At 63.6% G+C, this 13,817-nt stretch carries 13 protein-coding genes; 1 reads left to right on the forward strand and 12 read right to left on the reverse strand.

The annotated features are described in order from the left end of the window. Positions 1-14 precede the first annotated feature (14 nt). From TM49_RS06845 to TM49_RS06860, 4 genes are read right to left on the reverse strand one after another with little or no spacing between them, the layout of a single operon-like run. The gene (locus tag TM49_RS06845; protein ID WP_045680133.1) at positions 15-1,625 is read right to left on the reverse strand and encodes an ABC transporter permease; all 1,611 of its coding nucleotides are present in this window, start codon (positions 1,623-1,625) and stop codon (positions 15-17) included. After that, a complete protein-coding gene (locus tag TM49_RS06850; protein WP_045680135.1) occupies positions 1,615-2,385 on the reverse strand; it encodes an ABC transporter ATP-binding protein in 771 nt (256 codons plus the stop codon). Before TM49_RS06850 ends, TM49_RS06845 begins: the two co-directional genes overlap by 11 nt. After that, positions 2,385-3,356 (reverse strand): ABC transporter substrate-binding protein, encoded by a 972-nt coding sequence (locus tag TM49_RS06855; RefSeq protein WP_045680136.1) that lies wholly within the window; start codon positions 3,354-3,356, stop codon positions 2,385-2,387. Before TM49_RS06855 ends, TM49_RS06850 begins: the two co-directional genes overlap by 1 nt. A 31-nt stretch (positions 3,357-3,387) precedes the next feature. After that, complete coding sequence (locus TM49_RS06860; RefSeq protein ID WP_244464809.1) at positions 3,388-4,122, reverse strand: 5-formyltetrahydrofolate cyclo-ligase; 735 nt, start codon at positions 4,120-4,122, stop codon at positions 3,388-3,390. A gap of 105 nt (positions 4,123-4,227) precedes the next feature. Between TM49_RS06860 and TM49_RS06865 the strand changes: the two genes are divergently transcribed. Further along, entirely contained in the window at positions 4,228-5,076 is an 849-nt protein-coding gene (locus TM49_RS06865) for a MurR/RpiR family transcriptional regulator (protein WP_045680138.1), read from the forward strand. A gap of 14 nt (positions 5,077-5,090) precedes the next feature. Here TM49_RS06865 and TM49_RS06870 read toward each other — a convergent pair whose 3' ends face one another. The 8 genes from TM49_RS06870 to TM49_RS06905 all read right to left on the reverse strand — a co-directional run bounded on the left by TM49_RS06870 (position 5,091) and on the right by TM49_RS06905 (position 13,796). Then, positions 5,091-7,460 (reverse strand): GH36-type glycosyl hydrolase domain-containing protein, encoded by a 2,370-nt coding sequence (locus tag TM49_RS06870; protein WP_045680140.1) that lies wholly within the window; start codon positions 7,458-7,460, stop codon positions 5,091-5,093. A 2-nt stretch (positions 7,461-7,462) separates the two neighbouring features. Next, on the reverse strand, positions 7,463-8,047 hold the full coding sequence (locus TM49_RS06875; protein ID WP_045680142.1) for a UbiX family flavin prenyltransferase: 585 nt from the start codon (positions 8,045-8,047) through the stop codon (positions 7,463-7,465). Between the two features lie 176 nt (positions 8,048-8,223). Next, on the reverse strand, positions 8,224-9,108 hold the full coding sequence (gene murQ, locus TM49_RS06880; RefSeq protein WP_045680144.1) for an N-acetylmuramic acid 6-phosphate etherase: 885 nt from the start codon (positions 9,106-9,108) through the stop codon (positions 8,224-8,226). After that, positions 9,105-10,025, reverse strand: coding sequence for an N-acetylglucosamine kinase (locus TM49_RS06885; protein ID WP_045680146.1), 921 nt, complete (start codon positions 10,023-10,025; stop codon positions 9,105-9,107). The genes murQ and TM49_RS06885 overlap by 4 nt, the downstream gene beginning before the upstream one ends. Positions 10,026-10,029: 4 nt before the next feature. Next, the gene (locus TM49_RS06890) at positions 10,030-10,692 is read right to left on the reverse strand and encodes an N-acetylmannosamine-6-phosphate 2-epimerase (RefSeq protein WP_045684897.1); all 663 of its coding nucleotides are present in this window, start codon (positions 10,690-10,692) and stop codon (positions 10,030-10,032) included. A 5-nt stretch (positions 10,693-10,697) separates the two neighbouring features. Continuing rightward, positions 10,698-11,549 (reverse strand): carbohydrate ABC transporter permease, encoded by an 852-nt coding sequence (locus tag TM49_RS06895; protein WP_244464810.1) that lies wholly within the window; start codon positions 11,547-11,549, stop codon positions 10,698-10,700. Further along, positions 11,546-12,466: a carbohydrate ABC transporter permease gene (locus TM49_RS06900; RefSeq protein WP_045680148.1), complete on the reverse strand. Its 921-nt coding sequence runs from the start codon at positions 12,464-12,466 to the stop codon at positions 11,546-11,548. Before TM49_RS06900 ends, TM49_RS06895 begins: the two co-directional genes overlap by 4 nt. Before the next feature lie 91 nt (positions 12,467-12,557). Further along, the gene (locus TM49_RS06905; protein WP_045680150.1) at positions 12,558-13,796 is read right to left on the reverse strand and encodes an extracellular solute-binding protein; all 1,239 of its coding nucleotides are present in this window, start codon (positions 13,794-13,796) and stop codon (positions 12,558-12,560) included. Positions 13,797-13,817 lie beyond the last annotated feature (21 nt).

The following is a 13,817-nucleotide window of genomic DNA, read 5'->3' on the forward strand; positions in this document are numbered from 1 at the left end:
TAACTTCCTTCTTTTTATTGCGCCGGCGCCATGCCGCGTCTGGTGAACACCCGTCCCTCGATGAAGACGACAAGCTGATAGAAAATGACGGAGAGCAGGACCGAGGCGACGGCCACCGCCCAGATCATTCCGTAGTCGAGATAGCCGCGCGACTGGTTGAGGAGGTTGCCGAGCCCCTTGCCGGTCGCCAGCCATTCCGCGATCATCACGCCGAGCAGCGCGCGCGGCACGGCAAGCCGCGTTGCGGCAAACAGGAAGGGCAGCGAGGCGGGGATCGAAACCAGCCGGAGCTGCTTGAACGGCCCCGCGCCATAGGCCTTCGGCACGTCGATCGCGGCGCGCGGCACCATGGAAAGCCCCTGCGCCATGGTGACGAAGGCCGGGAAGAAGGTCACCGAGATCGTGATCCACAGGATGACCGCGTGGCCGCGGCCGAGCATCAGCACCAGCAGCGGCGTCAGCGCCACCAGCGGCATGGTCTGCGTTACCAGCGCAACGGGCATGAAGCCGCGCACGATCGCCGGATAGAGCACCGCGCCGAGTGCCAGCAGAAAGGCGAAGCCGAGGCCAAGCGCCATGCCGAGCACGGTCATCGGCAGGGTCTGGGCGAGCGCGGTGCCAAGCGTTGCGAGCCGCTGGCCGCTCATCGGTTCGAGAAACAGATATTTGAACAGGTCCGGCGGCGTCTTGGCGATCATCGCCGGCGTACCCATCAGCCAGAGCACCAGCCACCAGAGCAGGAAGGGCAGCACGATGGCGGTGGCGATGATGACGGTTTCGCGCCAGACATTGGTGTCATGGGCAAGTCGCGGCGGACTTGCCGGCACGGTGACGGCCATGGACCGGCCGGTGAGCTTTTTCGCCAGCAGCGAGAACAGACCGTAGGCAAGGCCGGCAATCAGGGTGGCAGAAAGACCGATGCCCCAGAGCCGCTCCGGGTCACCGCGTCCGAGCGAGCCGATCAGATAGGCACCGAGCCCGAACCGGCCGCCGCCGCCGAATTCGGCAAGGATCGAGCCGAGCACGGCGTTCGGCGCTGCGATCCGAAGACCTGCGAGGATCGAGGGGATGGCGCTTTGAAACTGGGCATAGCGCAGCACCTGCCACCGATGTCCGCCATAGGCTTTGACGATATCGATACTGCGGGCATCGGTTTGTGAGATGCCGGTGACGGTGGCGCTCATCGTCACGAAATAGCAGCCGATCGCCGCCAGGATGATGCGCGGCGCCATGCCGGAGAAGGTCAGAACCAGGATCGGCGAGATCGCGATCGGCGGCAGCGCGAACAGCGCCACGTTGACCCCGCGCGAGAGCCTCGCGAAAAGCGGATAGAGGGCGAACAGGATGCCGGCGGCAACGGCGATCAGGTTGCCGATGACGAAGCCGGCGCCGGCGCCCTGAAGCGTCGCCAGGATGTGGGCCGGATAGTCGGCCCGGTCGAGCCAGAAGCGGTGGAGAACCCCGGAAGGCGCGGGCAGCGCGCCGCCGGCGACAAGCTTCAGCCGCCCGACGATTTCCCAGACGATGATGAGCACCACCCAGTTGATGATCGCGGTGCGGTGCCGGGTGAAGAAGCCGGGCGCATCCTTGGCTGCAGCGGGGGTGGCGACCGCCTCAGTGGCCATCAAGCGCCTCCGCGATTTCGCTTTCGAGACGATGGAAGGCGGGGTCGGCGAAGAGTTCGGGCTTGCGCGGCCGAGCGAAGGGAATGTCGACGATCCGGCCGATGCGCCCCGGCCGGCTCTGCATCACCACGACCCGGTCGGCGAGGAAGATCGCTTCGTCGATGCCGTGGGTGACGAGCAGCGTGGTCGCGCCGCTTTCCATCCAGATGCGCTGCAACTCGGTATTCATCTGTCGTCTGAGAATCTGGTCGAGCGCGCCGAAGGGCTCGTCGAGGAAGAGCACACGCGGGGTCGTCACCAGCGCCCGGGCGATGGCGCAGCGCTGGCGCATGCCGCCTGAGAGTTCCCCCGGCAGCGCCTTTTCGAAGCCGGCAAGGCCGACGAGCGCGATCAGTTCGGCCACCTTTTCGCGGTAGTTCGCGCGCTTGCGGCCGAGCACGTCGAGCGGCAGCATGATGTTGTCCTCGACGTTACGCCACGGCATCAGCGCCGCGTCCTGGAACGCGACGCCGGTGGCGCCGCCCTTCGCCGCATCGAAGGGGGCGACACCATCGACGAAAATGCGGCCGTCATTCGGGCTGTCGAGCCCGAGGGCGAGGCGCAGCATCGTCGATTTTCCGCATCCCGACGGCCCGATCAGCGCTGTGAACGAGCCCGGCGGACAGTCGAGCGAGACGTCGTCAAGCGCACGGACCTCCGCGCCGCGGGCCGAAAAGGTCCGCGACACGTGATCGACGAGAATGCCGGCTTCCGAATGCATCAGAGCTCTTCCAGAACGCTGGTGTCGAAGTATTCGGGCTTGGCGGTGATGCCGACGGCGGCGAGCGCCTCGATATTGGCGGCGATCGACTCCTCGCTCATGGCGAAGATGCCGGCGGTGTTTTCGATCAGCGGCTTCTGGGCGGTGTTGAAGTAGACCTCGTTCTCGATCGAGCGACCAGTGCCCTTGAAGAAAGTGTCGGCGAACGCTGGCGGATAGACGGCGGGATCCTTGAGGTTTTCGTCCCAGCCCTTGCGGCTTGCCTTCAGGAAGGCGACGATGTCCTTGCGCTTTTCCTTCAGCGTGTCTTCCGTGACGACGACGGTGTCGTTGAAGATGGTATAGCCGTAATCGTAGAGCAGGAAGGAGACGGCTTCCTCGCCGGCCTGCTGGATGGTGTAGGGCACGTTGGTGGTGAAATCGACGGAGGCGTCGATCTCGCCCTTGATCAGCGGCGTCGGATCGTAGGCGTAGGGCACGATGTTGACCTTGTCGCGGTCGACGCCGGAGATCTTCAGCATTGCCTCGACCGAGATCACGTTGACCGGCGGCACGGCGAGCGTCTTGCCGATCAGGTCCTTCGGCTCGTTGATCGGGTTCTTGGCGAGCGAGACGACGCCGAGCGGGTTCTTCTGGTACTGGGCGCCGATGATCTTGAACGGGGCACCCTGTTCGGCGATCGCCTTGATCGTGGTGTCGGGCGTGGTCAGCGTCAGGTCGGCCTTTCCGGCGATCAGCGTGCTTTCCGGGATGACGTCCGGGCCGCCGGAGAGATAGGTGAGGTCGAGGTCTTCATCGCCGTACCAGCCCTTTTCGGCGGCAACGAAATAGCCGGTGAACTCGGCATCGTTGATCCAGGACGCCTGGAAGGTAAACGGCGTGGCAGCGGAAGCGTATCGCGACATCAGCGGCAATGTGGCGCTGGCGCCCATCAGGCTGAGGAAGTGACGGCGGGGCAGGGTGAAGGGCATCGGCTGTTCCTTTGTTGGGGTTATCGGGATGTCATGCAATTCCGCGCAGCCGGGCGAGTTCGCGCAGCGACGGTATCTCTTCGATCTCACGCGGCGTTATCCGATCCCAGCGCACACCGCGGGGGCGTTTCGCGCTGCGATCGACGCGGATCATGCGCGTGGGTGTTGCGATCAGGTCGATGGCGAATTCGGTCTCGCCGACGCTCAGCCGATCCTCGACCACCTGGTAGTCATGGACGATCGCGGCGACCGGCGTGGTCTCTTGCATCAGACCCATATCGGTGAACATTGCCCATTCGAGGTCGAGGAAGAAATGGCCCTTGCCGAAGCGCAGCCCATCGGTCGAAACGGCCGAAGCCCCGGTGACGAGCACGTCGAACTTGCCGAGATCGGCGAGTTCGGCAAGCGTTATGGGTTTGGCGAAATGCTCCATGCCGTCGAGCCAGGAGGCGTAGCGCTCCGCACCCTTCGGCACGCTGCCGGGCGCAAGGTAGAGAAAGCCGCGCCGCATGTTGTAGCTCGCCATGACGAAGGGAATGCCGGCCTCGATCATGCACTGGCGGAATTCGGTGGTGGAATTGTCCGGCGTGACGAAGGCAAGGCCGCTATGCCAGATGCTGCGCTCGCCGATGATGCGCGCGGTCGCCTGTGCCGAACCCTTGAAGTCCGGAATGAACTCGGAAAAATCGAGGTGCAGCCGCGTGTCCGGTACGGCCACTTCCTTCATCTTCTCCCAGATGCGCTGTCGGTTGACGGGCTGTTGCACCGCTTATCCCCTGTTTCATCGTTTCACAATCATGAAACTGTTGTTTCTTTTTTGCAAGTCGTTTATGACTGAAATAATCGGAATGATTGCACGTGGACGAAAACCTTGGCGTCACATCTGGTCTTGAGAATTGAGGAGCGGTATTCGAAGCTCACAGCGGGCGAGCAGAAGCTTGCCCGGCTCATTCTCGACCGGCAGGACGATATCCTCACCTATTCCGCAACCGAAATCGCGGAGATGGCAGGTGTTTCGAAGGCGACTGCAGCGCGCTTCTTCCGCCATCTGGGCTATGCAGATTTTAACGACGTCAAGCTTCAGGCGCGTGACGAACGCAACCGCGTCGAACCCTATGAACGGGCGGAGGCCACTGGCGAAAACGTCGCGCTTGGTCGCGCCATCAGCGCGCATCTCGATGTCGAGCTGAAGAACCTGACCCGGACTTTCGAGGAACTGCGTTCTGACAAGGTGCGCAAGGCTGCCGAAATGATCGGCCGGGCCGAGCGGCTCTGGGTGCTGGGTCTCGGCGAGGATGAGGGCTTTGCGCGCTATGCCCGGCTTGTGTTCTCGCGGCTGCGCCACAGCGTCATGATCCTCGGCATCAACCAGGGCTCCTGGGCCGAGGACCTTGCCATGGCGGGGCCCAACGATGTGCTGCTGCTGGTCTCCGTGGCGCCGCGGCCGAAAACGCTCAACACCATTCTGGGCTACGCCGAAACCAGCCGGCTGAAGCTCGTCACCATCTGCGACCGTTCATCGACGCTTGAATTACAGCGCTATTCGGAAGTGCTGCTGCCCTGTCATGTCGCAAGCTTCGGGCTTGGTGCCTCCTACACCGCGATCGGTAGTGCCATCCGCCTTCTGGCGCTCACCTACGCCACCCACGCCGGCAAGACCGCCCGCCAGCGTGCGGCGATCGTCGAATCGATCCGGTTGGAGCTGGACGATCTGGGGTAGGGGTGGCGCGGTGCTCAGCCTTTGGCCGCACCCTCGCGAACGACGACCCGATAGGTGTGGCCGGCTTCGACGCTGGCGAGACGGTTGCCGTCGATCAGCGCCCCGTCAACCTCGATCGTGCGGCCTTTCAGTGCAGGATCGCGCTCAAAGCTTACCTCGAAATGCGCGCCGCGGAAGGTACGGGTGAAGCTGCAGCTGGGCCACTCCGCTGGGATTTGCGGTGCGATGACGACGCCCTCTCCGTCACCCTTGAGGCCGAACAGCCGCTCGATCACCAGCCGGTAGTACCAGGAGGCCGTGCCGGTGTTGAACAGGTTGCTGGAGCGACCGGCGGTGCGGGGGAACTGGTAGTAGGCGCCGCGGTAGTAGTTCGGGACGTAAAGCGGGATCTGCCCGCGCCGGGCGATATCGGCTTCGTTTGAACCCGTCAGCATCCGGCGCAGCACCGAAAACGCCCGCTCGCCCTCATTGCGATGGTAGAGCGCTGCGGCGTAGAAGGCGGCGGCGTGGTTGTAGACCGCGCCGTTTTCGGCACTGCCCGGCCATTTCTGCGTCACCCGGCCGACATCATCGCGCATGGCGGTGTAGGCGGGGGCAAACATCATCGTGCCATAGGGCGTGTCGAGTTCGCCGGAGATCGCGGCGAGCAGCTTCTGTTTCCGGTCTTCATCGGCTGCGCCCGAAAGCAGAGCCCAGCTCTGGGCATTCAGGAAGATGCGGCCTTCCTTGTCGGAGCCGATGCCGAAGAGAACGTCATCATCGGTGATGCCGCGGCCGTAGCGGTCTTCCTTCCAGAAGAAGGTGTTGATGCGCTCGTTCAGCGACTTCGCCTCGGCTTCCAGCCGTTCGGCCGTTGCTTCATCGCCGGAGGCGCGGCAGATGCCGGCCCAGACGGTCATGGCATAGCTCGAAGCTTCGGCCAGCCAGCCGGAAACGCCCTTGCCCTTGTAGCCGACCATGTTCATCGGGTCGCACCAGTCGCCCTGCTCGATGAAGGGCAGGCCACGATGATCGACAGCGCCCGCAAGGAAATCGAGCGCGCGGGTGATGTGATCGGCGACGCTTGCCTGTTCATCGCTGTCGGCAAAGCCTGCCATTTCAGAGAGGATCGCGCGGTCGCCTGTCTCGTCGAGATAGACCTCCATCGCCACTGCCAGCCAGACGCCGTGATCGGTGTGCGGCACCTGGTTGATGTATTTGAGCTCGGCCTCCTCCGACAGGAGAATGCCGTCCGGCATCTTGCCGCTTGCAAACTGCTGGCTGACCGAGCGCAGGATCGCCTCGCGGGTCTTCTCCGGATGGATGAAGGTCATGCCGAGCGCGTCCTGCAGATAGTTGCGGGTCTGCGGATCGGTGGTCAGTCGGTTGGTGTCGCCGTGGTAGAAGACCTGACGCGGCAGCCAGTTGTTGACGAAGGTATCGAACTCGGGGTCGGGCGTCTTGATGCGCAAGCTGCCGGCGCCGTCGGCGATGTAATCGTCATAGGCCCTGGTCAGCGCGGCTTCATCCGTGTCCAGATAATCCCGCTTCAGCCGGGCGATTTCGGCTTCGTCCTTCGCCGGGCCGAAGACCAGACGCAGCTTGTCGGTAGCACCCGCCTCAAGCTTCAGGTTCCACTGCATGATGGCGGCCGGAACCTCATAGATCGCATCGCCATCGGCAAGGTCGGCGCGATCCTGCAGGGCGGAGGGATTGTGCAGCCCGCCTTCACCCTCGAAGGCCTGCTGGCAGATCTCGAAGTGGTCCGGCTTGCGGTCGGCGGACAGGAAGGTGATGTCCTTCAGGTGCCGGTTTTTGAAATACTGCTCGACCTTCTGGTACGGCGTCACCGAAGTGCAGACGATGGCATTCAGGCCGGCATCGAAATGGCCGCCCATATTCATCCATGACATGTAGCCGACCGGGAAATAGGGCACGAGCGAGATGTCGCGGGCACGACCGCTGACATTGGTGATGCTGACCGACCAGAGCTCGAGCACATCATCGACGGGAAGGCGCAAGGTCGTTTCGATGCGGATGCCGTCCTTTTCCACGACCCAGCGGACATCGGAGAGGCCCGGCTCGAAGGCATACGTGTCTGCTCCCGCGCGCACCGGCTCGTAAGGTGCCGAAAACAGCGTGCCCGCCTCATTGTCGCGCACATAGAAGAAGCGCCCCGGATGATGGGTGAAATACCCCTGTTCCGGCTGCATGAAGGTCTGGCCGGCGATCGTCGGCACGTGGGCGTATTTGCGCGGTTCCGGGTCCATGTACTGCGCGACGGCGTAACCCCTGCAGTTGACCTGCACCATCATCTTCTTGTTCCAGAGATAGCCGGCGGCATTGGGCGCAATGGTGGGGTCGGTGAGGCGGAAACGGGTCCCGTTGTCGATGAAGGCAGTCATGATCAGTCCTGTGGTGTTTCGCCCCAGCGGCGGGCAAGTCCGCTGTCTATGCCGAAGAGATCAAGCGCGCGGACCACGGTCTGGGTTACCATGTCATCGAGCGTCTCGGGCTTGGCATAGAATGCTGGAACGGGGGGCATAATGATGGCGCCGGCCTCGGTGGCGGCGGTCATGGCGCGCAAATGGCCAAGGTGAAGGGGCGTTTCGCGCACCATCAGCACCAGACGGCGACGCTCCTTCAACATCACGTCTGCGGCGCGCGTGAGAAGGTTGGAGCTCGTCGAATGGGCAATCTCGGAAAGGGTGTGAATTGAGCACGGCGCAACCAGCATGCCTTCGGTGCGGAAGGAACCGGATGCGATCGAGGCTCCGATGTCATCGGCTGCGTGGACCACATCGGCGCGTGCATGCGCATCAGCCAGCGTCAGCGTGGTTTCATGGGCAAGCGTGCGCTCTGCGGCCTTGCTCATCACCAGATGAGTTTCGATATCGATGCCCTTCAGAATCTCCAGTGCGCGAAGACCGTAAACGTTTCCGGAAGCGCCGCTGATGGCAACGATGAGGCGTTTGCGGGGGGAGGCGGGCATGGGGATTGTCCTTCGGCGGCGTCGATAGCGACGGGGATGAGGAAAATCCCCTGACGACAAGCCATAGCCCATTTGATGGCCGAAACAAGTCCCGCGCACGGATTTTCCGCCACGGAAGGGTGGCCGAGGTTGCAGATTTGATGTTTGTCGGGAGCCGTACGCCCCCGTTAGTCATTTCAGCTTTCGAGCGCTCGGCGGAGGTTGCCCTTGGCCGCCGCCAGCTTTGCCTCGGCGGCGCCGCGGTCGAGATCGCGGTTCAGCATCACGATCGCCGTCTTGATGACGTTGTCGCAGGCCGAAAGCGTCCTTGCCGCTGTCTCGATATCGGTATCGGCGAGTTCGGCGACCATTTCCTTGGCGCGCTGGTGCAGCTTGGCGTTGGTCGGCTTCATCTCCACCATGCGGCCCTGATAGACATAGCCGAGGCGGATCATCACGGCGGTGGAAAGCGTGTTGAGCGCCACCTTCTGGGCGGTACCGGCCTTCATCCGCGTCGAGCCGGCGACGAACTCGGCGCCAGTCGAAAGCAGCACCGCGAAATCGGCATGGCCAGCGACGCTGCCCTGCGGATTGTTGAAGACGGCGACGGTGAGCGCGCGGAGCGCGCGGGCATGGGCGAGGCCGGAAACGACATAGGGCGTGTTGCCGCTCGCAGCGACGCCGACCAGCACATCCTTTTGCGAAAAGTCGACGCTTTCGAGATCGGTGACGGCGGCCGCCTCGTCATCCTCGGCGCCCTCCTTGGCGACCAGGAAGGCTTCCGGTCCGCCGGCCATCAGGCTCAGTGCCCGGTCACGCGGAAAATTGTAGGTCGGCGGCAGTTCGGCCGCGTCGAGCGTCGCAAGGCGTCCCGACGTGCCGGCGCCCATATAGATCAGCCGGCCGCCGTTTTCGAGGCGCTCGCAGATCGCGTCGGCGGCGGCGGCGATGATGGGGGAAGCCTCGCTCACGGCGGCGATCGCCGCGAACTGGCCTTCGACGATGCCGTCTACCAGATCGGCGGCCGGCCATTTGTCGATGGTGGCATAGCGTTTCGAGGCGGCTTCGGTCGTCGAATTCATGGGTTTGATCCTGATTTCGCGGGATTGTCGGAGAAAAGTGAAAGCGCCAGTCGGGCTGCCCCTTCGGCCTGATCGAGCACCGGAAACAGCGCTTCGCCGGCAAGCTCCCGGCGGATGGTGTCGGCGATGACGGGGTCGAGCTTCAGCACGCCGCCGATGAAGGCAACGGGGTGAGGACCTGCACGCTGGATGAGGATATTGCCCAGCCGGGCGAGTGCATGGCCCGCTTCGACAAGCAGGTTCTGCGCAAAGATGTCACCCGCGCGCGCAGCCTCGGCGACCGGCCTTGCGAGCGCGCCGATACGGCCGCGATCGCCGCCATAGATGAAGGAACGCATGTCGGACCAGTCGTCGGCGCCGATTGCGGCATAGAGGGCGTTTGCCAGTGTCTGCATGTCACCGGGGCTGCCGGTTTCGTCGATGCGGCGGTAGAGCGCCCTGACGGCGGCGAGCGCGATCCAGGCGCCGGCGCCGGCATCATCGATCAGGATGCCGCGGCCGCCGATGCGGAAAATGCTGCCGTCTTCCCTCAGGTGCACGGCAATCGAGCCGGTGCCGGCGGAGACGAGGTGGCCCTTGCCGGGCTGAAACAGCGCCCGAAAGGCGAGTTCGATATCGTCGGAGACGAAGATCCTCTCCGGTACGACGCCGAGGTGATGGCCGATGATTGCCTCGATGTCGCTGCGCGCACGCGGTCCGTAGCCGGTGAGGCCGAGCACGGCGGCATCGACGGGGCGCGTCAGGCTGGCCGCGATCTGCTCGATGCTGCGGACGAGTTCGGCACGGGCGGTGGCGTTGAAGGTATGGCCGGTGGCGCCGGGGGCGACGCCGCGCTCGACGATCGCACCGGTGCCGTCCGCCACCGCGAAGCGCGAAGCCGTGCCGCCGATATCGCCGCCGAGGAAAAAGCCCGCCATCGCCTCAGCCCTCGACAATGCTGACGAAGCCGCGGGTGATCTCGCGGGGATTGGTGATCGCCGTGCCGACGACGACGGCATGGGCGCCGCAATCCAGCGCACGCCTGGCGCGTTCCGGCGTCGAGAACCGGCCCTCGGCAATGACAGGGACATCCAGCCTCGTGGCAAGCGCCTCGATCAGCGCGTAGTCCGGCGCGTCGTCTTCGCGCTTTGTATAGTCGGTGTAGCCCGAAAGCGTTGTCGCGACATAGGTTGCGCCCATGTCGGCGGCCGCCAGGCCCTCCTCCAGCGTGGAAATGTCGCAGAAGGCCTCGAGGCGCAGCGTTTCGGTGATGTGGCGGATCAATGCGGCCGGCGCATCGCCGATGCGTTCGCGCGGTGTCGCGTCGAGAGCGATGACGTCGGCGCCCGCCTCGGCCAGCCCGTCGCAGGCGGCAAAGGTCGGCGTGATATAGACCGGAACGCGCTCGTCGAACACCTTGTCGATGCCGATCACCGGCAGGCCAGCGGCCTTGACCGCCTTCACGTCATCGACGCCATTGGCGCGGATCGCGGTAGCACCGCCATCGCGGGCGGCAAGCGCCATGGCGCCCATAAACAGCGGGCCATGGAGGGGATTGTCCTTGCGGGCCTGGCAGGAGACGATCAGGCGCCCTTTCTTCAGCATCGGGCTCATTTGATCGCGCCCGAGGTCATGCCGGAGATGAACTGACGCGACAGCACGATATAGAGGATCGTGATCGGGGCGGCGGCAAAGGTGAGGCCGGCGAAGAGCACGCCCCAGTTGGTGGTGTATTCGCCCATGAAGCCGGTCAGTCCCTGCGGCAGGGTTTTCAGGTCGTCATTCTGCAGGAAGATCAGCGGGAAGAAGAAGTCGTTCCAGATCGGCACCAGATTGTTGATCGCCGCGATCACCATGGCGGGGCGGGTGAGCGGCAGCATGATCTTCCACATGATGCGCAGCTCCGAGGCGCCGTCCATGCGTGCGGCATCTTCCAGTTCCCCCGGCAGCGAACGGATGAAGCCCGTCATGATGAACACGGCCGACGGCAGCCCCATCGCCACATAGATCAGGATCAGCGACAGCTGGGTGTCGAGCAGGCCGAGATCGCGCATCAGCACGAACAGCGGAATGACGGCGAGTTTCAGCGGCAGTGTCAGCCCGGCCAGGAAGAACAGCAGGATGAAGCTCGATCCCTTGAACGCGTAGCGCCCGAGCGCATAGGCGGCGAGCGTGCCCAGCACCAGGATCGCGAAAATCGCCGAGCCGGTGATCAGCACCGAATTGAAGAAATAGCGGACGAAATTGGTATCGGTCCAGATCGCGACGAAGTTCGAAAGATCGGTGAAATCCGGGATCGTGAACGGATGACGGAAGATCTCCATCGTCGGCTTGAAGGCCGAGAACACCATGATCACGATCGGCGCGATCATGATGAAGGAATTGGCGATCAAAAAGATCTGCAACAGGCCGTCGCGGCCGAAGGTGCGCATCAGGCCGGTCTTGTCGGAAGAATTCGTCACAGCTCAATCTCCCGGCGACGCAGGAACACGGTCATGGTGGCGGCAAACGCGGTGATGAACACGAAGACCAGCACGGCCACGGCGCTGCCATGGCCGAAATCGGCGACGCCGGTCGAGGGGCCGCCGAAGGCAAGGCGGTAGAAATAAAGTGCCAGAACGTCCGAATGGCCATAGGGCGAGCCGAGGATGTCCTCCATCACATAGGGCAGCTCGAACCAGTTGAACGAGCCGATGAACTGCAGCACGAAGACGATGGTTGCCGCCGGTGCCACCAGCGGCCAGATGATCTTGCGGATCTTCACCCACTCGCTTTCGGTCTCCATGCGCGCGGCGTCATAGATTTCGCCGGGAATGCGCTGCATGGCGGCAAGGAAGATCAGCGTCGGAAAGCCGACCCAGTGCCAGGCATTGACGAGGATGAGGGCGGGAAGCGCCGTCTCCGGCTGGCCGAGCCAGGGCTGCGCAAGGCTGGTCAGGCCTATCGATTTCAAGAGGTTGTTGACGAGGCCGAACACCGGATTGAGGAACAGTTTCCACAGATAGCCGACGATGACCGTCGACAGCACCACCGGCAGGAACACGGCGATGCGGTGGAAGCGGGCGAGCGGAAATTCGCGCCAGAGCGCATAGGCAAGCAGAAAGGCGGCGCCGTTCTGGATCACCATCAGCGAGAAGAAGACGATGACGTTGTTCATGAAGGCGTTCTGGATGTCGCTCTTGTAGGGCTCGCGCAGCAGAACGTCGGAGAAATTCTTGAAACCCACGAATTCGCCGCGCGCCAGGCCGTTCCAGTCATAGAAGGCATAGGCGAGCGCGGAAATGATCGGATAGGCGACGAAGAGGATCATGACCAGCAGGCCGGGGGCGATCAGGCTGGTGATCCACAGGCCGCGGCGCGTGGGTTTGAACGATGGCATCGAAACGTCTCCGGTGGGGAGGATTGCCTCTTCGGCATGCTCTCCGGGGCAGATGGCCGGGCCGGCTCGAAAACCGGCCCGGTTCCTGGTGTTACTTCTGGAACGGCTCGTAGTAGGTGGCGATGCCATCGGTGATGATCTTGCCGGCCTCTTCGGGCGTTTCGTCACCGGCCATCATCTTCTGCACGTTTTCCTGAACCAACGTCGAGCCCGACGGCTGTTCGAAGCGGAAATGCACCAGCATCATGTAGGGGATCGAGTTCTGGTTGAGATCTGCGACTGCCTGCAGGTCCGGGTTCGAGAACTTGACGCCGGGGATCGGCGAGATGTTGGAGAGCTCGTCGGCAAAGGCCTGGCCGAATTCCTGCGAGGCGAGGAAGTTGAGGAACTTCGTCACGGCTTCCTTGTGCTCGCTCGCGGCGTTGCCGGCATAGCCGCCGTCGTAATAGACGGCAACCAGACCCTCGTCGTCCGGATTGACGGTCGGGGCGGGCGCCACGCCGACTTCGATATCCGGGTTCATCGACTTCATCGCGGCGATTTCATACGAGCCGCCGACGAACATGCCGGCCATGCCGGAGGCGAAGAGCTGCTGCGAGGACGGATAGTCGAGGCCGACGAAGCCATCCGGGAAATACTGGCTCGCATTCTGGATGCGGGTCAGCGCATCAACGAAGCGCGGGTCGGTGAAGTCGGCCTCGCCGGCCATCACGTCTTCATAAAAGCCCTTGCCCATGGTCGAGGCGCCCATGCCGAACGTCAGAACCTCGTTCTGCCAGGCCGCGGCCGTGCCGTTGGCGAAGGGGAAGATGCCGGCTTCCTGGAGCGCCTGCGCGGCGGCGTCGATGTCGTCCCAGGTCTTCGGCGCGGCAAGCCCCATATCGTCGAACATCCCCTTGTTGTAGAGCATCATCATGGTCTGCGAAGCGAAGGGAATAGCGTAGACGGTCTCATCCGAGCGCAGCGTCTCCGCCATCAGCGCGGCTTCCGGAAAATCCTTGAGCGCGGGCACGACGTCATCGGTCAGCGGCATCAGGTAGCCGCCGGAGGCGAGGTCCTCGAACGAGCCATAGGCGCGGACCATCATCACGTCCGGACCGGCTTCGCCCGCAAGCGCCGTCTTCAGGATCGTGCCGTAACTGACGGCCTCGACCATGCGCAGCTTGACGGTGATGTCCGGGTTTTCCTTCTCGAACATGGCGATGAAGTCCTCGTACTGGGCGACGTCTTCCGTGCGCCAGCCCCAGAACGAGATCTCTTCGGAAAATGCGGGTGCGGCGAGGCCGGCAAAGGCGGCGGCCGCAAGGATGGTCTTGACGAAGGGTTTCATCCGGTTGTTCCTTTCTTCGGT

Origin of the sequence: Martelella endophytica (genome assembly GCF_000960975.1) — a bacterium.
Taxonomy (GTDB): domain Bacteria; phylum Pseudomonadota; class Alphaproteobacteria; order Rhizobiales; family Rhizobiaceae; genus Martelella; species Martelella endophytica.